This window comes from Paracoccus sp. PARArs4, from assembly GCF_947311865.1.
Lineage (GTDB): Bacteria > Pseudomonadota > Alphaproteobacteria > Rhodobacterales > Rhodobacteraceae > Paracoccus > Paracoccus zeaxanthinifaciens.
In genome coordinates this window covers 21917-44958 of the sequence record NZ_CAMZMW010000023.1, presented here as the reverse complement: position 1 = coordinate 44958, position 23042 = coordinate 21917, and the positions used below count along the sequence as shown (strand labels likewise).

At 66.2% G+C, this 23042-nt stretch carries 18 protein-coding genes and 1 pseudogene; 13 read left to right on the top strand and 6 right to left on the bottom strand.

Annotated elements, in window-relative coordinates; translation table 11 throughout:
- A pseudogene (locus tag QMZ16_RS15235) lies at window positions 1-496 on the top strand (hypothetical protein); the annotation flags it as partial.
- A gap of 3 nt (window positions 497-499) precedes the next feature.
- Here the strand turns inward: QMZ16_RS15235 and QMZ16_RS15230 are convergent.
- A complete protein-coding gene (locus QMZ16_RS15230) occupies window positions 500-1516 on the bottom strand; it encodes a TraB/GumN family protein (protein ID WP_282603861.1) in 1017 nt (338 codons plus the stop codon).
- A 196-nt stretch (window positions 1517-1712) separates the two neighbouring features.
- On the opposite strand from QMZ16_RS15230, the gene QMZ16_RS15225 reads away from it, so the two are divergent.
- Together QMZ16_RS15225 and groL are read left to right on the top strand one after the other, a co-directional pair.
- The gene (locus QMZ16_RS15225; protein WP_022706709.1) at window positions 1713-2000 is read left to right on the top strand and encodes a co-chaperone GroES; all 288 of its coding nucleotides are present in this window, start codon (window positions 1713-1715) and stop codon (window positions 1998-2000) included.
- A gap of 44 nt (window positions 2001-2044) precedes the next feature.
- Window positions 2045-3697 carry a chaperonin GroEL gene (gene groL / locus QMZ16_RS15220; protein ID WP_282603860.1) on the top strand — a complete coding sequence of 551 codons (1653 nt, stop codon included), beginning with the start codon at window positions 2045-2047 and terminating at the stop codon, window positions 3695-3697.
- A gap of 136 nt (window positions 3698-3833) precedes the next feature.
- On the opposite strand, the gene QMZ16_RS15215 is transcribed toward groL, so the two are convergent.
- From QMZ16_RS15215 to QMZ16_RS15200, 4 genes are read right to left on the bottom strand one after another with little or no spacing between them, the layout of a single operon-like run.
- Window positions 3834-5357, bottom strand: coding sequence for a Ppx/GppA family phosphatase (locus QMZ16_RS15215; protein ID WP_282603859.1), 1524 nt, complete (start codon window positions 5355-5357; stop codon window positions 3834-3836).
- Between the two features lie 54 nt (window positions 5358-5411).
- Window positions 5412-7577 carry an RNA degradosome polyphosphate kinase gene (locus QMZ16_RS15210; RefSeq protein WP_022706712.1) on the bottom strand — a complete coding sequence of 722 codons (2166 nt, stop codon included), beginning with the start codon at window positions 7575-7577 and terminating at the stop codon, window positions 5412-5414.
- The gene (locus tag QMZ16_RS15205) at window positions 7564-8313 is read right to left on the bottom strand and encodes a chromosomal replication initiator DnaA (RefSeq protein ID WP_282603858.1); all 750 of its coding nucleotides are present in this window, start codon (window positions 8311-8313) and stop codon (window positions 7564-7566) included. The genes QMZ16_RS15210 and QMZ16_RS15205 overlap by 14 nt, the downstream gene beginning before the upstream one ends.
- Window positions 8310-9461 carry an AI-2E family transporter gene (locus QMZ16_RS15200; RefSeq protein WP_022706714.1) on the bottom strand — a complete coding sequence of 384 codons (1152 nt, stop codon included), beginning with the start codon at window positions 9459-9461 and terminating at the stop codon, window positions 8310-8312. The genes QMZ16_RS15205 and QMZ16_RS15200 overlap by 4 nt, the downstream gene beginning before the upstream one ends.
- Before the next feature lie 135 nt (window positions 9462-9596).
- Between QMZ16_RS15200 and proS the strand changes: the two genes are divergently transcribed.
- From proS to QMZ16_RS15170, 6 genes are all read left to right on the top strand, one after another.
- Entirely contained in the window at window positions 9597-10958 is a 1362-nt protein-coding gene (gene proS / locus QMZ16_RS15195; RefSeq protein WP_282603857.1) for a proline--tRNA ligase, read from the top strand.
- Window positions 10959-11113: 155 nt separating this feature from the next.
- Window positions 11114-12298 (top strand): ABC transporter substrate-binding protein, encoded by a 1185-nt coding sequence (locus QMZ16_RS15190; RefSeq protein WP_282603856.1) that lies wholly within the window; start codon window positions 11114-11116, stop codon window positions 12296-12298.
- A gap of 114 nt (window positions 12299-12412) precedes the next feature.
- Entirely contained in the window at window positions 12413-13195 is a 783-nt protein-coding gene (locus QMZ16_RS15185; RefSeq protein WP_282603855.1) for an ABC transporter ATP-binding protein, read from the top strand.
- Window positions 13192-14022 (top strand): ABC transporter ATP-binding protein, encoded by an 831-nt coding sequence (locus tag QMZ16_RS15180; protein ID WP_282603854.1) that lies wholly within the window; start codon window positions 13192-13194, stop codon window positions 14020-14022. The genes QMZ16_RS15185 and QMZ16_RS15180 overlap by 4 nt, the downstream gene beginning before the upstream one ends.
- 3 nt (window positions 14023-14025) lie before the next feature.
- Entirely contained in the window at window positions 14026-15033 is a 1008-nt protein-coding gene (locus QMZ16_RS15175; RefSeq protein WP_282603853.1) for a branched-chain amino acid ABC transporter permease, read from the top strand.
- A gap of 10 nt (window positions 15034-15043) precedes the next feature.
- Entirely contained in the window at window positions 15044-16378 is a 1335-nt protein-coding gene (locus tag QMZ16_RS15170; protein WP_282603852.1) for a branched-chain amino acid ABC transporter permease, read from the top strand.
- A gap of 36 nt (window positions 16379-16414) precedes the next feature.
- Here the strand turns inward: QMZ16_RS15170 and QMZ16_RS15165 are convergent, their stop codons facing one another.
- Entirely contained in the window at window positions 16415-16927 is a 513-nt protein-coding gene (locus QMZ16_RS15165; protein WP_282603851.1) for a CAP domain-containing protein, read from the bottom strand.
- A gap of 136 nt (window positions 16928-17063) precedes the next feature.
- Between QMZ16_RS15165 and guaA the strand changes: the two genes are divergently transcribed.
- The 4 genes from guaA to QMZ16_RS15145 all read left to right on the top strand — a co-directional run bounded on the left by guaA (window position 17064) and on the right by QMZ16_RS15145 (window position 22956).
- Complete coding sequence (gene guaA / locus QMZ16_RS15160; RefSeq protein ID WP_022706722.1) at window positions 17064-18623, top strand: glutamine-hydrolyzing GMP synthase; 1560 nt, start codon at window positions 17064-17066, stop codon at window positions 18621-18623.
- A 59-nt stretch (window positions 18624-18682) separates the two neighbouring features.
- On the top strand, window positions 18683-20206 hold the full coding sequence (locus tag QMZ16_RS15155; protein ID WP_282603850.1) for a cryptochrome/photolyase family protein: 1524 nt from the start codon (window positions 18683-18685) through the stop codon (window positions 20204-20206).
- 58 nt (window positions 20207-20264) lie between these two features.
- A complete protein-coding gene (locus QMZ16_RS15150) occupies window positions 20265-21074 on the top strand; it encodes a GNAT family N-acetyltransferase (protein WP_282603849.1) in 810 nt (269 codons plus the stop codon).
- Between the two features lie 64 nt (window positions 21075-21138).
- Complete coding sequence (locus tag QMZ16_RS15145; protein ID WP_282603848.1) at window positions 21139-22956, top strand: M3 family oligoendopeptidase; 1818 nt, start codon at window positions 21139-21141, stop codon at window positions 22954-22956.
- Window positions 22957-23042 lie beyond the last annotated feature (86 nt).

The window sequence follows — 23042 nt, the reverse complement described above, 5'->3', positions numbered from 1 at the left end:
CGAGGCGCAGGCCGCGCAGGAGGAACAGCGCCGCGCCGATGCCGAATTGCAGGCGCAGGCCGAGGAACGCGCCCGCCGCCAGGCAGCCGCCGACGCCGCTGCCGAGGCGCAGGCCCGTGCGCAGGCCGAGGCCCGCGCCCGCGCCCAAGCCGAAGCCGAAGCGCAGGCCGCAGCAGCACGCAACCAGCGCTATCGCCCCGCCGAGGTCGACGAGGAACCCGATGTCGTCGCCGCCGTCCCCCAAAGCGCGGTGGGCAATGCGGCGGCCTCCGCCACCGTCAAGGACGGGATCCGGCTGAACAGCACGCAGATCATCGGGACCATCGGCGCGGGCCGCGCAAGCCGCGCGCTGGTGCGGCTGTCGAACGGGCGCGTCATCACGCTGCGCATCGGCGACAAGATCAACGGCGGCACCATCACCGAGATCAAGGACAGCCGCATCATGTACAACAAGCGCGGCCAGGTGCAGGCGCTCGGGGTGCTGAACGGGCAGTAACCCTCAGCCGTCCAGCGGCGTGACCGAGAAGCCTTCGCGGGCCAGAAGCGCAAGCACGCCGTTCTTTCCCGGCAGGTGCAGCGCGCCAAAGCCTGCGACGATCCCCTTGCCGTCGCGCGCGGCATCCTCGGCCCCCTCGACCAGCGGATCGATCCAGGCGCGGTTCCGGTTGTCCATCAGGCGGGTCTGGGCAAGCTGCATCTGGCGTTCGATCTCGGGTCGCGGCAGGGCCTCGTTGCGCAGGGCTTCGAGGCGACCGAACTCCCAGATCTTCCAGACATCGCCCGCGAAATAGGCGTCCGCCAGGGTCACCGCGTAATCGTCGGCCAGCGTGGCCGAGGGAAGCGCGGCGCGGATCATGTCGATCTCGTCCTTGGGGCTGAGCCCGTCGAAGATGTCGAAGATCGTGTCCCAGGGTTCAAGCGCGCGGACGGGCACGCCGCGGGCCTCGGCGCCTTCGACCAGCTGGCGGTCCAGACCCTCGACCTCTCCGCCCCCCATCGAGCGGATCATGCAGGGTGAGACGCCCAGGATCATCGCCGCATACCAGGGCCGCATCCGCGAGGCGACGACCGCGGGCGTCCCGCGATCCTCCATCGCCGCCGACAGGGCCTGCCATTCGTCGGGGGTCAGGCGCTCCGGCAGGGTCGGCCCGTCGGTATCGACCATCAGCGTCGGGTCGCTGCGCAGCGCGTCGGTCAGGCGGGCCTCTTCCTGGGGGCCAGCCTCGACATAGAGCGCAGCGGCATCTTCGATGCGCGGCAGGATGCGGTCCAGCGTGGCACGATGGCGGGGATCGTCGAAGTGATAGGTGCCGACCAGCGTGATGTGCTGATCGCCCCGACGCGCCTGCCACAGGATGCCCCGACGATAGGGAATCTTGGCGGTCGCGGCCTCCAGCTCCTGCGCCTCGGAGGGGGTCAGATCGGCGAACAGGTTGCGCCCCTCGCAGCCCGATGCGGCATGGGACGCCCCTGCCCCGAACAGGCTGATGACAAGGGCAATCAGGGATTTGCGCATGGGTGCGGGCCTTCTTCGACAGGCGGTTTCGCGCAGGCTGTCACAACCGGTCGGCGGCTTCCAGTGGCGGGGCGGAAAAGCCATCAGAATACCGTTGACAGTCTGGTGAGCCTTTCCTAGATCAACGTCATTGGCACTCGCAGCCAGTGAGTGCCAACAGCAACAACACTGCAACCTGAAAGATCGGAGTGTTCAAATGGCATTCAAACCGCTGCAAGACCGCGTGCTGGTCCGTCGCGTCGAATCCGACGAGAAGACCAAGGGCGGCCTGATCATCCCCGACAGCGCCAAGGAAAAGCCCGCAGAAGGCGAAGTCGTCTCGGTCGGCGAAGGCGCACGCAAGGATTCGGGCGAGCTGATCGCACCTTCGGTCAAGGCAGGCGACCGCGTCCTGTTCGGCAAATGGTCGGGCACCGAGGTTTCGGTCGATGGCGAGGATCTGCTGATCATGAAGGAAGGCGACATCCTGGGCATCATCAGCTGATCGCCCGATCGCCGAACCTTCCAATCTAATTTCAGGAGAATCAAATGGCTGCGAAAGAAGTCAAGTTCAACACCGACGCCCGCGACCGGATGCTGAAAGGCGTCAACATCCTCGCGGATGCCGTCAAGGTGACCCTCGGCCCCAAGGGCCGCAACGTCGTAATCGACAAATCCTTCGGCGCACCGCGCATCACGAAGGACGGTGTCTCGGTCGCCAAGGAAATCGAACTGTCCGACAAGTTCGAGAACATGGGCGCCCAGATGGTCCGCGAAGTCGCTTCGCGCACCAATGACGAAGCCGGCGACGGCACGACCACCGCGACGGTCCTGGCCCAGGCCATCGTCAAGGAAGGCATGAAGGCGGTTGCCGCCGGCATGAACCCGATGGACCTGAAGCGCGGCATCGACCTGGCAACCGCCAAGGTCGTCGAAGCGATCAAGGCAGCCTCGCGCCCGGTCAACGACACCGACGAAGTCGCTCAGGTCGGCACCATCTCGGCCAACGGCGAAGCCTCGATCGGTCGTCAGATCGCTGACGCCATGCAGAAAGTTGGAAACGAGGGTGTGATCACCGTCGAAGAAAACAAGGGCATGGAGACCGAAGTCGAAGTCGTCGAAGGCATGCAGTTCGACCGCGGCTACCTGTCGCCCTACTTCGTGACCAACCCCGACAAGATGGTCGCTGAACTGGAAGACGCCTACATCCTGCTGCACGAGAAGAAGCTGTCGTCGCTGCAGCCGATGGTTCCGCTGCTGGAATCGGTGATCCAGTCGCAGAAGCCGCTGCTGATCATCGGCGAGGACGTCGAGGGCGAAGCCCTGGCCACGCTGGTCGTCAACAAGCTGCGCGGCGGCCTGAAGATCGCAGCCGTCAAGGCACCGGGCTTCGGCGATCGCCGCAAGGCCATGCTGCAGGACATCGCGATCCTGACCGGCGGTCAGGTCATCAGCGAAGACCTGGGCATGAAGCTGGAAAACGTGACCATCGACATGCTGGGCACGGCCAAGAAGGTCACGATCAACAAGGACAACACCACCATCGTCGACGGTGCTGGTGAGAAGGCCGAGATCGAAGCCCGCGTCAGCCAGATCCGTCAGCAGATCGAGGAAACCTCCTCGGACTATGACAAGGAGAAGCTCCAGGAACGCGTTGCCAAGCTGGCAGGCGGCGTCGCAGTCATCCGCGTCGGCGGCATGAGCGAGATCGAAGTCAAGGAACGCAAGGACCGCGTCGATGACGCACTGAACGCGACCCGCGCGGCCGTTCAGGAAGGCGTCGTGGTCGGCGGCGGTGTCGCACTGGTTCAGGGCGGCAAGGCCCTGGAAGGCGTCACCGGCATCAACAGCGACCAGGATGCGGGCGTCGCGATCGTTCGCCGCGCACTGGAAGCACCGATGCGCCAGATCGCCGAGAACGCAGGTGTCGACGGCGCCGTCGTTGCCGGCAAGGTCCGTGAATCGACCGACAAGGCCTTCGGCTTCAACGCGCAGACCGAAGAATATGGCGACATGTTCAAGTTCGGCGTCATCGACCCCGCAAAGGTCGTCCGCACCGCGCTGGAAGACGCAGCATCGGTCGCCGGTCTGCTGATCACCACCGAAGCCATGATCGCCGAGAAGCCCGAGCCGAAGGGCCAGGGCGGCGCACCCGACATGGGTGGCATGGGCGGCATGGGTGGCATGGGCGGCATGATGTAATCATCCGCCTTGCCAACCGGCAGGTTCGGGGGCGTCCTTCGGGGCGCCCCCTTTCTTTTGCGCAAGGCCCCGCCCGGCGCGCATGCAAAAGGCCGCCCCTGAAGGGACGGCCCTTGTCTGGAACGGTGGGTGCGGATCAGATCACGCTGCCCTCGACCCCCATCGACTTGCACATCGACTGGAAGCGCGAATGAGCGACCTCGCCCATCAGCGCGCGCCCGGCCGGGGTCAGCTTCAGTTCCAACCGGTTGTCGGGCTTCAGGGTCAGGCGCCCGGCCTCGGCGGGGTCGTCGGTCGCGAACATCGCGCCAAAGCGCATGGCCTTGCCGGTGATCTCGGCGGCCTTGATCTCATCCTCGGGGAGAAGGTCGAACAGCGGGGCAAAGCGCGATTTCGCGCGGCTGTTCTTGTAGCGGTGCAGCAGCGCCAACCCCAGGTAGACGCGTTCAGGGTGGCTGAGCGCGGCCATGTTCGCGCGGGTCACGTTGTCGAAGCATGCCTCAGCGCGGTAATCGGGATGCGTCCGCCAGGCAGTGTCGTGCAACAGGCAGGCGGCCTGCATCAGCCGGTCGCGTTCGGGCGTGATGTCGGGGAACAAGGGCAGAAGGAAGTGATACAGCTTCTTGCCGAAACCCGGCATCCGCGCCATCTGCTTCTCGGTAAAGCGGGCGGCCTCGATCAGCGGGTCGCGCTTGCGCAGCGTCGTGGACATGTGCTCGTACAGCAGCCCCTCGCGGATGCCATAGCTGCTGATGTCCAGTTCCTCGGGCTGGAAACGGTCGATCATCCGGCCCAGCACGCGCGAGGCCAGCGGCACCAGCTCCATCCGCGAGGACGAGATCCCGGTGCGCGAGCGCAGGTCCTGCAGGTCGGACTTGCCGATCCAGTCGATCGTTTCCCTCGCGGCGTCGGGGGTCATGCGATATTCGTGAAGGACGGTCATGGGATAGCCCGTCCGCTCCATGTCCAGCCGCGCGATGGCACGCCACGACCCGCCGACCAGGTACAGCCTGCGGTGATCCGTGCCCATGTGGTCGGCCAGTTGCGCAAGGATGCCGTCGATATGATCGGACAGCGCCTCGTCCGCGATCTGCTGCAGGCGGAACGGCCCCAGCTGCGAGGTCACGCGACGACCGATGCGGCCCTGCGACACCTCGGCCAGCTCCATCGAGTTGCCGCCGATATCGCAGACCAGGCCCTTGGCGTCGGGCCAGCCCAGCAGCACGCCCTGAGCGGAGAGCCGGGCCTCTTCCTCGCCGTCGATGACCCAGATCTTCAGACCCAGCTTCTTCTCGATCCGCGCCTGGAAGGCGGGGCCGTCCTCGGCCTCCCGCATGGCGGCGGTGGCGACGCAGGTCATGCTCTCGACGCCCATCGACCTGGCCAGCGACGCGAAACGCGTCAGCGCCTCATAGGCGCGCTCGACGCCCTTGGGGTTCAGGCGGCCGGTGCTGGCCATGTCCTGGCCAAGGCCCGCCATGACCTTCTCGTTGTAGAAATAGGCCGGCGACCGCGCGGCGCCGTCGAAGACCACGAAACGGACCGAGTTCGAGCCGACATCGACCACGCCCACCCGCCTCAGCGCCCGCTTGGGCAGCTTGCGGAATTTCGGGCCGAAAGGGTCGATCTTTCGACCGCCGGAGGTTCGCACGCCGTTCATCTTGCGCCTCTTGTTTCGTCGTCCTGATGGTCCTGCCCGCTGCCGGGGCAGAGGTCAATCCGCACCATGCGTCAATTCCGGGACATCCGCAGCCCCCGCCGTCCCGCGCCCGGACAGCGACGGGTTCTCCATGAAGAAGCGGTGGCAGTTGAACAGATCCTCTCGCCCCTCGGGCAGGAAGCGCAGGAAGCGGCCATCGGGTTGCAGGATCCAGCTCTGGGCCTCGTCGGCCATGTTCGCGGCCATCACCTGGTTCACGATCTGGGCCTTGACGGTATCGTTCATGCATTCGACCAGCGTCTCGACGCGGCGGTTGAGGTTGCGGTCCATCCAGTCGGCCGAACTGATGAAGACCCGCCCCTTGGGCGAGGGTAGCCCGTGGCCCGCGCCGAAGCAGACGATGCGGCTGTGTTCAAGGTATCTGCCGACGATCGACTTCACGCGAATATTCTCGGACAAGCCCTTGATACCGGGTCTTATTCCGCAGATGCCGCGGATCACCAGGCTGATCTTGACGCCCGCCTTGCCGGCCTCGTACAGCGCGTCGATCACCTCGCCCTCGATCAGCGAATTCATCTTGGCCCAGATCGCGGCGGGCCGACCCTGGCGGGCATATTCGGCCTCTTGCCGGATCATCGAGATCAGATAGGACTTCATGTCGATGGGCGCGATCGCCAGGTTCTCCAGCCCCTCGGGCTGAACATAGCCCGAGAGATAGTTGAAGACCTTCGTCGCGTCCCGCCCAAGCGCAGCATCGCAGGTGAACAGCGACATGTCGGTATAGATCCGCGCCGTGATCGGGTGATAGTTGCCGGTCCCGTAATGGGTATAGGTGACCAGCGCGTCGCCCTCGCGCCGGACGACCGTGCTGATCTTGGCGTGGGTCTTGTAGTTCACGAAGCCGTAGACGACATGCGCGCCCGAACGCTCCAGCCGGCGCGACTGGCGGATGTTCGCGGCCTCGTCGAAGCGGGCCTTCAGTTCGACCAGCGCGGTGACGGACTTGCCGGCCTCGGCGGCCTCGCACAGCGCGTCGACGATGGGACTGTCGCGGCTGGTGCGATACAGGGTCTGCTTGATCGCCAGCACATCGGGATCGCGGGCCGCCTGCGCAAGGAAGCGGACCACCATGTCGAAGGTCTCGTAGGGGTGATGCAGCAGCATGTCCTTGTGACGGATCGCCGCGAACATGTCGCCGTCATGGTCCTGCACCCGTTCGGGCACACGCGGGGTGAAGCCGGGCCACATCAGTTCGCGCCGGTGGTCCAGAACCAGTTCCTTCAGATCGGCCATGCCCAGAAGGCCCTCGACCTCGATGACCTCCTCGTGGCCGACCTCCAGCTCGTCCATGATCAGGCGGCGCAGGCGGTCGGGCGCTCCGGCCGTGATCTTCAGGCGGATGACGCTGCCGCGGCGGCGACGCTTCAGCGCGGTCTCGAACTCGCGGACCAGATCCTCGGCCTCTTCCTCGACCTCGAGATCGCTGTCGCGCAGCACGCGGAAGCTGCAATGCCCAACATCGCGATAGCCGGGGAACAGGCTGCTCAGATGCATCAGCAGCAGGTCTTCCAGCTTGAGGAACCGCTGGCCGCCCGGCAGCGGGACGAAGCGCGGAAGCTGCGCGGGGATCGGCAGCAGCGCCTGCATCTGCCGCCCGTCGGTCTGCCGTGCCAGTTCCAGCGCCAGCGAGAAACCGGCATTCGGGATGAAGGGGAACGGGTGCGCCGGGTCGATGGCCAAGGGCGACAGGACGGGAAAGACCTTTTCCTGGAAATAGGTGTGAAGGAAGGTCTCCTCGGCGACGGTCAGGCGCTGGCGCGACAGGATGACGATGCCGGCCTGCTCCATTTCGCGGCGGAGGCGGTTCCAGACGCCCTGCTGCGCGGCCATCAGGCGGCGCGCATCGGCATTGATCAGCGACAGCTGCTCGGACGCGGTCAGCCCGTCCTCGGAGGGCGAGGTGCTGCCTTCGCGGACCAGTTCGCGCAGACCCGCCACGCGGACGGTATAGAACTCGTCGAGGTTCGTCGCGCTGATCGACACGAAGCGCAGGCGTTCCAGCAGCGGCACGCGCGGGTTGCGGGCCTCGTCCAGGACCCGCCAGTTGAAGCTGAGCCAGCTGAGTTCGCGGTTGAAGAACCGCGCCGGTCCCTCGGGCACCCCGCCCGGCATCTCGTGGGGTTCGGGAAAGGGCGAACGAAGAAAGTCAGCTTGGGTCATCGGTTCCACGGCTCTGGTCGTCGGGGTCCATAGATGCCCCGCGCCCCGTCAGCTTGTCCAGCAGATCAGAGGCGAGGCGACGGGTCGGCGGGGTCTTCTGCGCCATCGCCGCGCGGTCCATCGCGGCGACCAGCCTGCGGGCAAGCCCGAGGTCGCGATCCATGTGCAGCACCAGCCAGTCGATCAGCGGGGCCGCGACCTGCAGCTGGCGATCCGCGAACAGCTTGACCAGAACGGCGGCCAGAAGCGCCTCGTCCGGTGGCCCAAGGCGCACCTGCGGCATCGCATCCATGCGCGATTGCAGGTCCGGCAGCGAAAGTCCCCAGTCGCGGGGCACCAGCCGCGCGGTCAGCAGAAGCAGGCATTCCCGCGCGCCGCACAGGTTCCACAGGTGGAACAGCGCCTCCTCGGCGCCGGCGGCATGGCCCGCGTGGTCGGCATCCTCGACCACGACGGCGCCGCGTTCGACGGCCAGCGCATCGGCGGCATCGGTCCGCAGCGCGGCGCAGCCGATCCGGCGCGCGCCGTTCTCGGCGGCCCAGAAGGCGGCCATGTGCGATTTCCCCGCGCCCTCGGGACCGATCAGCAGCATGCGGCCACCGGGCCACAGATGCGGGTGGTCAAGGACGCGCAGCGCGTCCTGGTTGGCGGGGGCTGGCAGGAAATCGGCCCGCGCCTCGGCGGGCGGCGTCGTCAGGTCCAGCGTCAGCTGGCGATGCGGCGCCCCGGCATTCACGCCGGATCGCCCTCCGCGACCTCGACCCGCAGCGCCTCGCGATAGGTGCCGGGGGGCACGATCTCGACCAGCAGGGGTTCGGGGGTGACGGCATCGTCGCCGATCCCGGTATAGAGCGCGCTGGCGCGGTAGCGTTCGATCGCGAAGCGCGCAAGGACGCCGACCGCCGCCGCCATCGGCACCGCCATCACGAGGCCCACGAAGCCGAACAGCGAACCGAAGACCGACAGGGCCAGCAGCAGCCAGACGGGATGCAGCCCGACATGGCTGCCCACGATCTTGGGCTGGAGATAGTTCCCCTCGACCACCTGCCCGACCGCGAAGATGGCGACCACGGCCCCGATCCACAGCGGATCGCCCCAGAAGCTGAACAGCGCGACGCCGATGGCGGTCACGCCGCCGATCAGTACCCCCACATAGGGGATGAAGGACAGCACCGCAGCCATGATCCCGATGAAGAAGCCGAAGGGCAGCCCCACGAACATCAGCGCCAGCGCGTACCACGTCCCCAGGATCAGGATCACCGTCGCCTGCCCGCGCAGGAAGCCCGACAGCGCGTCGTCGATCTCCGATGCAAGGCGGCGGATCGTGCCGGCATGTTCGCGCGGCAGCAGCTCGTCGATGCGCGCGACCATGCGGTCCCAGTCCAGCAGCAGGTAGAAGGACACCACCGGCACGATCACCAGGATCGAGATGGTCCCCAGGATGCCGCGCACCGATCCGAGCACCTTCGAGGCCACGTTGCCCGCCTGCTCGCCCAATGCGGCCTGAAGCTCGGTCAGGGTCTCCTGAAGGCCCGCATCGGTCGGGATCATGCCGGGAAAGCGCGACTCGACGAAGGCGCGGCCCTGGCCCAGCATCTCGGGGGCGGTCTGGATCAGCGCGGTCGCCTGCCGGATCAGCAGCGGAAGGATCAGCAGGATCAGCGCCACGGCGACCAGCACGACGACGAAGGTGATGACGACGACCGACATCGTGCGCGACAGGCCCATCCGCTCCAGCCGGTCGGCGACGGGATCCAGAAGATAGGCCACGCCCGCGCCGATCATGAAGGGCAGGATCGCCTGCCCCAGAAGCCACATGGAAATCAGCAGGATCGCCGCGGCAAGCCCCCACCAGATGATCTGCTTGCGAACGGGAACGCCCATCGGATGCCTCATGGTAACACGGGTGCGAATGTGCCGCCCCGCAGCGCCGGTTGCAAGCCGCATGACCGGCTGGTTCTTGGCATCGGCAGCCCGATCCGGTAACGCGGGGACAAAGCTGATCGAAGGATTACACGAATGCGTCTGTCGCGTTATTTCCTGCCCGTGCTGAAGGAAGATCCCAAGGAGGCCCAGATCGTCAGCCATCGGCTGATGCTGCGGGCGGGGATGATCAAGCAGCAGGCGGCGGGCATCTATTCCTGGCTGCCCATGGGCTTCAAGGTCCTGCGCCGGATCGAGCAGATCGTCCACGAGGAACAGATCCGCGCCGGTCACGTCCCCATGCTGATGCCGACGCTGCAATCGGCCGACCTGTGGCGCGAGAGCGGCCGCTATGACGATTACGGCGAGGAGATGCTGCGCATCAAGGACCGCCAGAAGCGCGACCTGCTCTACGGCCCCACGAACGAGGAGATGATCACCGACATCTTCCGCAGCCACGTCAACAGCTACAAGGACCTGCCGCTGACGCTGTACCACGTCCAGTGGAAGTTCCGCGACGAGATCCGCCCCCGCTTCGGCGTGATGCGTGGCCGCGAGTTCCTGATGAAGGACGGCTATAATTTCGACCTGACCAAGGAAGACGCGCTGCACGCCTACAACCGTCACCTCGTCAGCTATCTGCGGACCTATGAACGGATGGGCCTGCAGGCGATCCCGATGCGCGCGGATGGCGGCCCGATCGGCGGCGATTACACGCATGAATTCCTGGTCCTGGCCGAAACCGGCGAATCCGAGGTCTTCTATGACAGCGAGATCACCGAGCTGACCTTCGGCGACCGGCAGATCGACTATGACGATCATGCCGAATGCCAGGCCGTGCTGGAGGAATTCACCAGCCGCTATGCCCGCACCGACGAGACCCATGACGAGGCGATCTTCGCCGAGGTCCCCGAAAATCGCCGCCGCACCGCGCGCGGGATCGAGGTCGGCCAGATCTTCTATTTCGGGACCAAGTATTCAGAACCGATGGGCGCGACGGTCGTCGGCCCCGACGGTGCGCGCGTGCCCGTCCACATGGGCAGCCACGGCATCGGCGTTTCCCGCCTGCTGGGCGCCATCATCGAGGCCAATCACGACGACCGCGGCATCATCTGGCCCGAAGGCGTGACGCCCTTCCACGTCGGCATCGTTAACCTCAAGCAGGGCGACGCCTCGACCGACAGCGCCTGCGACGCGCTCTATGCCGAGCTGACCGCGAAGGGGTTCGAGCCGCTCTATGACGATCGCAACGACCGTGCGGGCGCGAAATTCGCCAGCATGGACCTGATCGGCTTGCCCTGGCGGATCACGGTCGGGCCGCGCGGGCTTGCGAACAACAAGGTCGAACTGACCAGCCGCCGCACCGGCGAATCCGAGGAGATGTCCCCGCAAGAGGCCGTCGCCCGCATCGAGCAGATCTATCAGCCCGTGCGCGACCGCGCAGGTCCCGGCCTGTAACCACGATCAAGACCGCGGCCCCGTTGCGGGCCGCGGTCCCCCGATCCTGAAATCTGACGAAAGGTCAGTAGGATCGACGATACATCACGCTTTCTTTTTCAGAATCGCCCTTCTAGGCTGCCCCAAGGACAATGTTCCAACTGGGAGACAACCAAATGAAGAAGATTCTTCTCGCGACCGCCGCCGGCGCGCTGATGGCCGGTGCCGCAGGCGCTGAAGAGATCAAGCTGGGCATCTCGCTCGGCTTCACGGGTCCGCTGGAATCGATGTCGCCCGCCATGGCGCAGGGCGCCGAACTGGCGATCAAGGAAATCAACGACAGCGGCGCCTTCCTCGACGGTTCGACCGTGACCGCCGTGCAGGGCGACAGCACCTGCATCGACGCCGCCGCAGCCACCGCGACCGTCGAACGCCTGATCACCGCCGAGGGCGTGAAGGGCATCGTCGGCGGCATGTGCTCGGGCGAGACGATCGCCAGCCTCGAGAACGTCGCCAAGGCCAACGGCATCGTCATGATCTCGCCCTCGGCCACCTCGCCCGCGCTGACCGACATCGAGGATGACGGCCTGTTCTTCCGCACCGCACCCTCGGACGCCCGCCAGGGCGAGGTGATGGCCGAGATCGTGCTGGAAAAGGGCATCGAGACGGTCGCCGTCACCTATACCAACAACGATTACGGCAAGGGCCTGGCCGACGCGTTCGAGGCCGCCTTCACCCAGAAGGGCGGCACCGTCACCGTCAACAGCGCGCATGACGACGGCAAGGCCGACTACTCGGCCGAGGTCGCGGCACTGGCGGCTGCGGGCGGCGATGCGCTGGCGGTCGTGGGCTATGTCGACCAGGGCGGTTCGGGCATCCTGCGCGGCGCGCTGGACAGCGGCGCCTTCGACACCTTCGTCTTCCCCGACGGCATGGTCGGCCAGGCGCTGGCGGACAATTTCGGCGACGAGATCGAGGGCAGCTTCGGCCAGAACCCCGCAGCCGAGGGCGAAGGCCGCGAGACCTATCTGAAGATGGCCGAAGAGGCCGGCTACGACGGTTCGGGCGCCTTCTCGGCCGAAGCCTATGACGCGGCGGCGCTGATCATGCTGGCGATGGCCAAGGCGGGCTCGTCCGATCCGGCCGAATACAAGGGCGCGATCATGGATGTCGCCAACGAACCGGGCGAGCAGATCCTGCCGGGCGAACTGGCCAAGGCGATCGAGATCATCAATGGCGGCGGCGATGTCGACTATGTCGGCGCGGCAGCCGTCGAATTCGTCGAGCCGGGCGAAAGCGCGGGCACCTTCCGCGAAGTCACCTTCGAGGGCGGAGAGATGAAGGTCGTCGGCTATCGCTGATCGGCACGCCTGACCTGATGGCCCGGCGTCCCCATGACGCCGGGCCATTTTTACAATTGATACAGCCCCTTGGGCGCAAATCCTTATCCATCGGATAAGGTCGGGGAACGAAGGATGATAAGGGTCGAGGACCTACACAGACATTTCGGCGGCTTTCACGCCGTCGACGGGGCCAGCCTGACGATCGAGACCGGATCGATCACCGGGCTGATCGGCCCCAACGGCGCGGGCAAGTCGACGCTGTTCAACGTGATCGCGGGCGTGCTGCCCCCGACCTCGGGGCGCGTCTTCATGGACGGGCAGGACATCACCGGCCTGCCCCCTCACGAGCTGTTCCACAAGGGCCTGCTGCGGACCTTCCAGCTGGCCCATGAATTCGCCAGCATGACCGTGCGGGAAAACCTGATGATGGTCCCCGCGGGCCAGTCCGGCGAGACGATCTGGAAGACCTGGTTCCAGCGCGGTCGCATCGCGCACGAGGAACGCGCCCTGCGCGCCAAGGCCGACGAGGTGCTGGACTTCCTGACCATCAGCCACCTGGCCGACGAGAAGGCGGGCAACCTGTCGGGCGGCCAGAAGAAGCTGCTGGAGCTGGGCCGTACCATGATGGTGGACGCCAAGATCGTGTTCCTGGACGAGGTCGGCGCGGGCGTGAACCGCACGCTGCTGATGACCATCGCCGATGCGATCATCCGGCTGAACAAGGAACGCGGCTATACCTTCTGCGTGATCGAGCATGACATGGATTTCATCGGCAAGCTGTGCGACCCGGTGATCGTCATGGCCGAGGGCAAGGTGCTGGCCAAGGGCAGCGCCAGCGACATCATGCAGGACGAGGCCGTGATCGAGGCCTATCTGGGCACCGGTCTGAAGAACAAGGACATGGTGGGCGCATGAGCGGACAGAACAGCTTCGGCAATCGCGGCAACCGCGATGCATCCGTCGTGAACACCCGTGGCATGGGCACGATCGACGGCAGCCGTCGTTCAGGCCCCGTGGGCGAGGGGCGCGCCGGCGATCCCTTCCTGATCGGCGAGGGCATGACCGGCGGGTACGGCAAGGGCGCCGACATCCTGCACGATTGCACGATCTCGGTCGAGAAGGGCCAGATCGCCGTGATCGTCGGCCCGAACGGCGCGGGCAAGTCCACCGCGATGAAGGCCATCTTCGGCATGCTGAACCTGCGCCAGGGCAGCGTGCGGCTGAACGGGCGCGACATCACCGCGCTGAACCCGCAGGACCGCGTCAAGGCCGGCATGGGCTTCGTGCCGCAGGTGAACAACATCTTCCCCTCCATGACGGTCGAGGAAAACCTGGAGATGGGCGCCTTCATCCGTGGCGACGACATCCGCCAGACCATGCAGCAGGTCTATGACCTGTTCCCCGCCGTCGCCGAGAAGCGCAAGCAGGCGGCAGGCGAATTGTCGGGCGGGCAGCGCCAGCAGGTGGCCGTGGGCCGCGCGCTGATGACGCAACCGCAGGTCCTGATGCTCGACGAACCGACCGCGGGCGTCAGCCCCATCGTCATGGACGAGCTGTTCGACCGCATCATCGCCATCGCGCGTGGCGGATTGCCCGTGCTGATGGTGGAACAGAACGCGCAACAGGCGATGAACATCGCCGACAAGGCCTATGTGCTGGTGCAGGGCGCGAATGCCCATACCGGCACGGGAAAGGAACTCATGGCCAATGACGAGGTGCGCCGCACCTTCCTGGGGGGCTGAGCGATGGATATCCTGAACGCCCTCGTGGTCTTTCTGAACTTCGTCTTCATCCCCGCCGCCGCCTATGGTGCGCAGCTTGCCCTGGGTGCGCTTGGGGTCACGCTGATCTATGGCATCCTGCGGTTTTCCAACTTCGCGCATGGCGACACGATGGCCTTCGGCACCGCGCTGGTGATCCTGGTGACATGGGGCCTGCAGGCGCTTGGGGTGGGCTTCGGTCCGCTGCCCACCGCGCTGATCGCCCTGCCCATCGGGATCGCGCTGACATCGCTGATGGTGCTTGGCACGGACCGCGTGGTCTATCGCTTCTATCGCAGGCAGAAGGCCGCGCCGATCATCCTGGTCATGGCCTCGGTCGGCGTGATGTTCGTGATGAACGGCCTGACGCGCCTGATCATCGGCGTGGACGAGATCCGCTTCGACGACGGCGAACGCTTCATCGTGACCGTCCGCGACTTCAAGGCGATGACCGGCCTGGACGAGGGGCTGGCCCTGCGCAGCACGCAGGCGCTGACGCTGGTCGTGGCCTTTGCCGTGATGATCGCGCTGTTCTGGTTCCTGAACCGCACCAAGTCCGGCAAGGCGATGCGCGCCTATTCCGACAACGAGGATCTGGCCCTGCTGTCCGGCATCGACCCCGAGCGCGTGGTCCGGCAGGTCTGGATCATCGCGGCCGCGCTGGCGACCATCGCCGGCACGCTCTATGGTCTGGACAAGTCGTTCAAGGCCTTCAACTATTTCCAGATCCTGCTGCCCATCTTCGCGGCGGCCATCGTGGGCGGCCTCGGCAGCCCCCTTGGCGCCATTGCGGGCGGGTTCCTCGTGGCCTTCTCCGAGGTGGCGATCACCTACCCTTGGCTGAAGATCGTGGGCTATGTCGCGCCCTGGTATGAACCGGGCGGGCTGATGCAGCTGCTGGGCACGGAATACAAGTTCGCCGTCAGCTTCGTGATCCTGATCGTGGTGCTGCTGTTCCGCCCGACGGGCCTGTTCCGCGGCAAATCGGTGTAAGGGGGTCATCATGGCAAGCAATCGTCAATCCACCGCATCCGCCAGCCCCTGGCGCGCCCCGATCCTGTTCGGCATCCTCGCCATCCTGTTCGTGCTGGAGGGGACGGTCCGCAACGACCTGTTCTCAGGCAGCTGGAACACGTCGCTGGCGATCCTGAACATGGGGCTGATCTCGGCCATCACGGCATTGGGCGTGAACATGCAGTGGGGCTATGCCGGGCTGTTCAACGTGGGCGTCGTGGGCTTCCTTGCGATGGGCGCGCTGGCGCCCGTGCTGGTATCCCTGCCCCCGGTCGAGGGGGCATGGCAGGCCGGCGGCCCTCGCCTGATCCTGTCGCTGCTGGCGGGCGTGGGCATCCTTGCGCTGGCCCGCATCGTCTGGGGCCGGACCCGCAAGGGCTGGGCCGTCGCGCTGGTGCTGCTGGCGGGCTTCTTCCTGTTCCGGTCGCTGTTCGACCCCGCGGTCCTCGCGATCGAGGGGAACAACCCCGCCCGTCACGGCAATATCGGCGGGCTGGGCCTTCCGGTGCTGCTGTCCTGGCTGGTGGGCGGCGTCTTTGCCGCCGGGGCGGCCTGGGCCATCGGCAAGGTGGCACTGGGGCTGCGCTCGGACTATCTCGCCATCGCCACGCTCGGCATCGGCGAGATCATCGTGGCCGTGATGAAGAACGAGGACTGGCTGGCGCGCGGCGTGAAGAACATCACCGCCATCCCGCGCCCCGTCGCCTACGAGGTGGACCTGCAGCAGAACCCCGACTTCGTGGCCTTCGCCCAGGGCTGGGGATTTTCCGCGACCGAGGCGTCGGGCATCTGGGTCAAGCTGTCCTACATGTCGCTGTTCCTTGTCGTGCTGCTGGTCCTGATCCTGCTGGCCGAGCTGGCGCTGAAATCGCCCTGGGGCCGCATGATGCGCGCCATCCGCGACAACGAGACGGCGGCCCGCGCGATGGGCAAGAACGTCACCCGCCGCCACCTCCAAGTCTTCGTGCTGGGGTCGGCGGTCATCGGCATTGCCGGTGCGATGATGGTGACGCTGGACGGGCTGGTCGCGCCGACGGGCTACAACCCGCTGCGCTATACCTTCCTGATCTGGGTGATGGTCATCGTGGGCGGGTCCGGCAACAACTGGGGCGCGGTTCTGGGATCGGTGCTGATCTGGTTCCTGTGGATCAAGGCCGAGGTCTGGGGCCCCGCCGCCATCGCCGCGCTGACCGGCCCGCTGGCCGATGGCCCGCTGAAGGAGCACCTTCTGGACAGCAGCCCGCACATGCGCTTCATCGCGATGGGCGCGGTCCTGCTGGCCGTGCTGCGCTTCGCCCCAAGGGGCCTTCTGCCCGAGAAGTGATGCCGACAGGGGCGCCCCATCCGGGCGCCCCTTTCCTCAGGCGCGGCAGTCGTTTCCAAGAACGACGCTGTGCCAGATGCGCCCATCCGCGCCGCGCGCGACCCCGCTTCCGATCTCGAATGACAGCTGACCCAGCACCTGTTCGCGGTTCGGACCGGGGATCAGCCAATCGGCGACGGTTCCTTCCGGGCTGGTCCCGCCACCGACCAGCTGCACCACGCCGCAGGTCGGATAGCCGACGGCCCGCGCCCGATCCACGACATTGCTGCCATTCGATCCCGCGACATCGGCGCGCCCCATCAGCGCCATGTCGCAGGCATGGGACTGCGCGATGCGGTCCAGCGCCTCGGTCCGCGCAAGGACGGTCTTGCCCTCGGCCACGCGCGCGGCTTCCACGGCCTGCGCAAGGCGGTCGGCGGCGGCCGCGTCGCCCACGCAGCTGGCGGCCAGCGACTGTTCCATCGGGTCGGCCACAGGCGCGGGCGCGATCCGGTCGCAGGCGCCAAGCGCGCCCAGGGCTGCGATTGCTGTGATCGAGGCACGGAACATGACGGAACCCTTTCGGATCGTTGGATGAACGGTTTGCAGGCGATTTCAGTCCCAACCCCATGCCATCGCACCGGTTCCCCGGATTGACGGGCGCGAAACCCTTGCATGGCCGCGCGGGCGCGCTTAAAGCGCATCCATGACCCAGCATCAGCGCCTTCTCATCATCGACTTCGGCAGCCAGGTGACGCAGCTTATCGCGCGCCGCCTGCGCGAGCTGAACGTCTACTGCGAAATCCATCCCTTCAACCTGCTGACCGACGAGAAGCTGCGCGAGATCGACCCGCGCGCGATCATCCTGTCGGGCGGCCCCGCCAGCGTGACCGAGACCGGCAGCCCCCGCGCGCCGCAAGCGGTCTTCGAGCTGGGCGTCCCCGTCTTCGGCATCTGCTATGGCCAGCAGGTCATGATGGAACAGCTGGGCGGCCGCGTCGAGGCGGGCCACCACGCCGAATACGGCCGCGCCTTCATCGCGCCTGCGCCTGGCCACAAGGGCGACGGCATCTTCGCGGGCCTCTTCGACGCGGGCCGCGAGGAAGTCTGGATGAGCCATGGCGACCGCGTGACCGAGATCGCGCCGGGCTTCGAGGTGATCGGCACCTCGCCCAACGCGCCCCTCGCGATGATCGCCGACGAGGCGCGCCGCTTCTATGCCGTGCAGTTCCACCCCGAGGTGCACCACACCCCGAACGGCCGCACGATGCTGGAAAACTTCGTCAGGATGGCGGGCTTCACCGGCGACTGGACGATGGCGTCGTACAAGGACGAGGCGATCCGCAAGATCCGCGAACAGGTGGGCGACCGCAAGGTCATCTGCGGCCTGTCGGGCGGCGTGGACAGCAGCGTCGCCGCCGTCCTGATCCACGAGGCGATCGGCGACCAGCTGACCTGCGTCTTCGTCGATCACGGCCTTCTGCGCCTGAACGAGGCCGAGGAGGTCGTGGAGATGTTCCGCGACAACTACAACATCCCGCTGATCCACGCGAACGAGGCCGACCTGTTCCTCGGCTCGCTCGAAGGCGTTTCCGACCCCGAGGTCAAGCGCAAGACCATCGGCCGCCTGTTCATCGACGTGTTCCAGAAATACGCGGGCGAGATCGACGGCGCCGAGTTCCTGGCGCAGGGCACGCTCTATCCCGATGTCATCGAGAGCGTCAGCTTCAGCGGCGGGCCTTCGGTCACGATCAAGTCGCACCACAATGTCGGCGGCCTCCCCGAGAAGATGGGCCTGAAGCTGGTCGAGCCGCTGCGCGAGCTGTTCAAGGACGAGGTCCGCGCCCTTGGCCGCGAGTTGGGCCTGCCCGACAAGTTCATCGGGCGTCACCCCTTCCCCGGCCCCGGCCTTGCCATCCGCTGCCCCGGAGAGATCACCCGCGACAAGCTGGAGATCCTGCGCAAGGCGGATGCGGTCTTCATCGACCAGATCCGCAAGCACAATCTGTATGACGAGATCTGGCAGGCCTTCGTCGCGATCCTTCCGGTCCGCACCGTGGGCGTGATGGGCGACGGTCGCACCTACGACTATGCCTGCGCGCTGCGTGCGGTGACCTCGGTCGACGGGATGACGGCGGATTACTATCCCTTCACCCATGAATTCCTGGGCGAGACCGCGACGCGCATCATCAACGAGGTCAAGGGCATCAACCGCTGCACCTATGACATCACCTCGAAGCCCCCGGGCACGATCGAGTGGGAATGACCTGAGAACTTGGGGAACGCGCAGGGCAACTTGCGCGTCCCTTTCGTTCAGGGGGTGCCATGACGCGATTGATACTGGTTCTGGGCGATCAGCTGTCCGACGATCTGTCCGCGCTGCGCGAGGCGAAGGACGGCGATGTCGTCGTCATGGCCGAGGTCATGGACGAGGCGTCCTATGTCCGCCACCACCCCAAGAAGATCGCGTTCCTGTTCGCGGCCATGCGCAAATTCGCCGAGCACCTGCGCGACAAGGGCTTCACCGTCGCCTATACGCGGCTGGACGACCCCGAGAACAGCCAGAAGATCGGCGGCGAATTGCTGCGCCGCGCGGCCGAACACGACGCGTCCGAGGTGATCGCGACGGAACCCGGCGAATGGCGCCTGATCGACATCCTGACCTATCTGCCGATCACGGTGCGCCAGCTGCCCGACGACCGCTTCTATGCCAGCCACAAGGATTTCCAGGACTGGGCCGAGGGCCGCAAGGAATTGCGGATGGAGTGGTTCTATCGCGAGATGCGCCGCCGCACCGGCCTCTTGATGGAGGATGACGAGCCTGCGGGCGGTCAGTGGAACTATGACCACGACAACCGCAAGTCTGCCGAGGCCGACCTGTTCCGCGAAGGCCCCCCGCGCTTCGAACCAGACCGGATCACCCTTGAGGTGCTGGATCTGGTCGAGCAGCGTTTCCCCGACAATTTCGGCGACCTGCGCCCCTTCGACTATGCGACCGACCGGCAGGGCGCGCTGAAGGTGCTGCGCCATTTCATCGACAACTCGCTGGACGAATTCGGCCCCTATCAGGACGCGATGCTGCAGGACGATCCGCATCTGCACCACTCGATCCTGTCGCCCTATATCAATGCGGGCCTGCTGTCCCCGCGCGAGGTCTGCGACCGCGTCGCCAAGGCCTATGCCGAGGGCAAGGTGCGCCTGAATTCCGCCGAGGGCTTCATCCGCCAGATCCTTGGCTGGCGCGAATACATGCGCGGCATCTATTTCATGCAGGGGCCGGATTACACCAACCGGAACGAGCTGGGCCACGACCGCGATCTGCCGCCGCTGTACTGGGGTGCGGAAACGCGGATGAACTGCCTGTCGCAGGCGGTGGGCCAGACGCAGCGCCTCGCCTATGCCCATCACATCCAGCGCCTGATGATCACCGGCAACTTTGCCCTGCTGTCCGGGATCGACCCGCACCAGGTCCATGAATGGTATCTCGAGGTCTATCTTGACGCCTATGAATGGGTCGAGGCCCCGAATGTCATCGGGATGAGCCAGTTCGCCGATGGTGGCATCGTCGGGTCGAAGCCCTATGTCAGTTCCGGCAACTATATCAGCAAGATGTCGGATTACTGCAAACACTGCTCCTACAAGGTGACGGCCAAGACGGGTAAGGACGCCTGCCCCTTCAACCTGCTGTACTGGGATTTCCTTGTCCGTCACCGCGAACGGTTCCAGAAGAACCCGCGCATCAGCCGCATCTATGGCACATGGGACCGGATGGATGCCGACAAGCGCAAGACGATCCGGGCCGAGGCTGCCGATTTCCTGAAACGCATGGATGCGGGCGAGACGGTCTGACGCCTTCCCCTTGCCGCCCTTTGCAGGCAATCTGCGCGCGAACGAAGGGGAACACCACATGAGCTGCGCCTGCGGACATCACCACGCGACCGAACGCCACGACTGCGCGGAAGGTGGCCTGCCCATCGCCCTTCCCGCCCCGATGGTCGCGCTGACCGGTCGCCTGACCTGCGCGGATGCGGGCCAGATGATGACGGCGCTGAACCTGCTGCCCGATCACGTCACGCTCAGCCGGGCCGAGGCCGGGAACCTGCGCTTCGATCTGTGGCAGGACGACGATCCGCTGGTCTGGCACCTGTCCGAGCTGTTCCGCGACGGCGCGGCCTTCGACGCGCATCAGGCGCGGACCGCCGACAGCCCCTGGGGCCACGCAAGCACGCAATTCGCCCGCGACTTTCACCGACACGACGTGACCCCCGCGATGCGCCCCGAGGAACGGGGCGATCACGATGCCATCGACCACCTGCTGCACATGGCCTTCGAAGGCGAGGCCGAGGCCCGACTGGTGCGCCTGTTGCGCGCGGATGGCGATCTGGCACTGTCGCTGGTGGCGGTTGCCGCGGGAACCGTCGTCGGCCACATCGCGCTGTCGCCCGTGGGCGGGGACCGCCCCGCGCTGGCCCTTGCGCCGGTCGCGGTCCATCCCGCCGCGCAGGGGCTGGGGATCGGGTCGGCACTGATCCGCGCCGCCATCCAGCATGCGGGCGACACGCCCATCGTCGTGTTGGGCGATCCTGCCTATTACGCGCGCTTCGGGTTCCGGCCCGCCGATCTGACCTCGCCCTATGCGGGGCCGTATCTGCAAGTGCTGGGCGATCTGTCGGAAGGAGCGACCATCGCCCATGCGCCCGCCTTCGCGGCGCTGTGACCAAGGCTTGCGGTTCGCACCATCAGGGTCCACATCTGTTGCGACAGAAGAAAGGACCCAACGCATGGCCGCCACACCGCTTTACGATGCCGCAGAACAGGTCAAGGGCACGCCCTTCGGGGATCTGCCGGAATGGGACCTCAGCGATCTCTATCCCGGTCCCGACAGCCCCGAGCTGAACTCGGATATCGAGCGTCTGGAGGGGCTGGTCCGCGACTTCGCCCAGACCTATCAGGGCAAGCTGGCCGATCTGGACGCCAAGGCCATGCTGGCCTGCATCAAGGCCTACGAGGCGATCGACATCATCGCCGGTCGCATCATGTCCTATGCGGGGCTGCGCTATTACCAGAACACCACCGACCCGGCACGGGCCAAGATGATGGGCGATCTTCAGGCCCGCATCACCGACATGACCACGCCGCTGGTCTTCTTCAGCCTTGAATTCAACCGCATCCCGGATGAAACCTACGAGGCCGTCTTCACCGCCCCGAACGGCCCCGCGCGCTACAAGCCCGTCTTCGACCGGATGCGCGCCATGCGCCCCCACCAGCTGTCGGACGAGCTGGAGCAGTTCCTGCACGACAACTCGGTCGTCGGTGCCGCCGCGTGGAACCGCCTGTTCGACGAAACCACCGCCGCGCTGACCTTCGATGTCGATGGCGAGGAACTGGGCCTCGAAGCCACGCTGAACCTGCTGACCGACCACGACCGCGCGCGGCGTGAGGCCGGTGCCCGCGCCCTGGCGCAGGTGTTCCAGAAGAATGTCGGCCTGTTCGCCCGCGTCCACAACACGCTGGCCAAGGAAAAGGCCATCGAGGACAAGTGGCGCAAGATGCCCACGCCCCAGCATGGCCGCCACCTGTCGAACCATGTCGAACCCGAGGTGGTCGAGGCGCTGCGCAATGCCGTCACCAAGGCCTATCCTCGCCTGTCGCACCGCTATTACGCACTGAAGGCGAAATGGCTGGGTCTGGACAAGCTCCAGGTCTGGGACCGCAACGCGCCCCTGCCGACCGACGCGCCCAAGACCATCGACTGGACCGAGGCGCGCGCGACCGTCATGGACGCCTATGCGGGCTTCTCGCCCAGGCTGGCGGAACTGGCCGAGCCGTTCTTCGACAAGGGCTGGATCGATGCCGCCGTGAAGCCCGGCAAGGCGCCCGGCGCCTTCGCGCATCCGACGGTCACGACGGTGCATCCCTATGTCATGCTGAATTACCTGGGCAAGCCGCGCGACGTGATGACGCTGGCCCATGAACTGGGTCATGGCGTCCACCAGCGCCTTGCGGCCGATCAGGGCGAGCTGCTGGCCTCGACCCCGCTGACGCTGGCGGAAACGGCCTCGGTCTTTGGCGAGATGCTGACCTTCCGCGCGCTTCTGGCCAAGACGACCGACCCCGCGCAGCGCAAGGCGCTGCTGGCCGGCAAGGTCGAGGACATGATCAACACGGTCGTCCGCCAGATCGCCTTCTACGATTTCGAATGCCGTCTGCATGCCGCGCGTGCCGAAGGTGAACTGACGCCCGACGACATCAACGCGATCTGGATGGAGGTCCAGCACGAGAGCCTTGGCCCGGTCTTCGAATACATGCCCGGATACGAGACCTTCTGGACCTATGTGCCGCATTTCGTGCATTCGCCCTTCTACGTCTATGCCTATGCCTTCGGCGACGGGTTGGTGAACGCGCTCTATGCCGCCTACGAGGACGGGCTGCCGGACTTCCAGCAGAAGTATTTCGACCTGCTGGCCGCAGGCGGGTCCAAGCACCACAAGGAGCTGCTGGCCCCCTTCGGGCTGGATGCCTCCGACCCCGCCTTCTGGGACAAGGGCCTGTCGATGATCGAAGGCTTCATCGACGAGCTGGAGCGCCTGGAGGATTGACGCAGCGGGCCGCCCTTCGGGGCGGCCCCTTGCCATCATTCCGCATGGCATCGCGGGGCTGCCGCGCTATGCTGATCCGCAGGGGA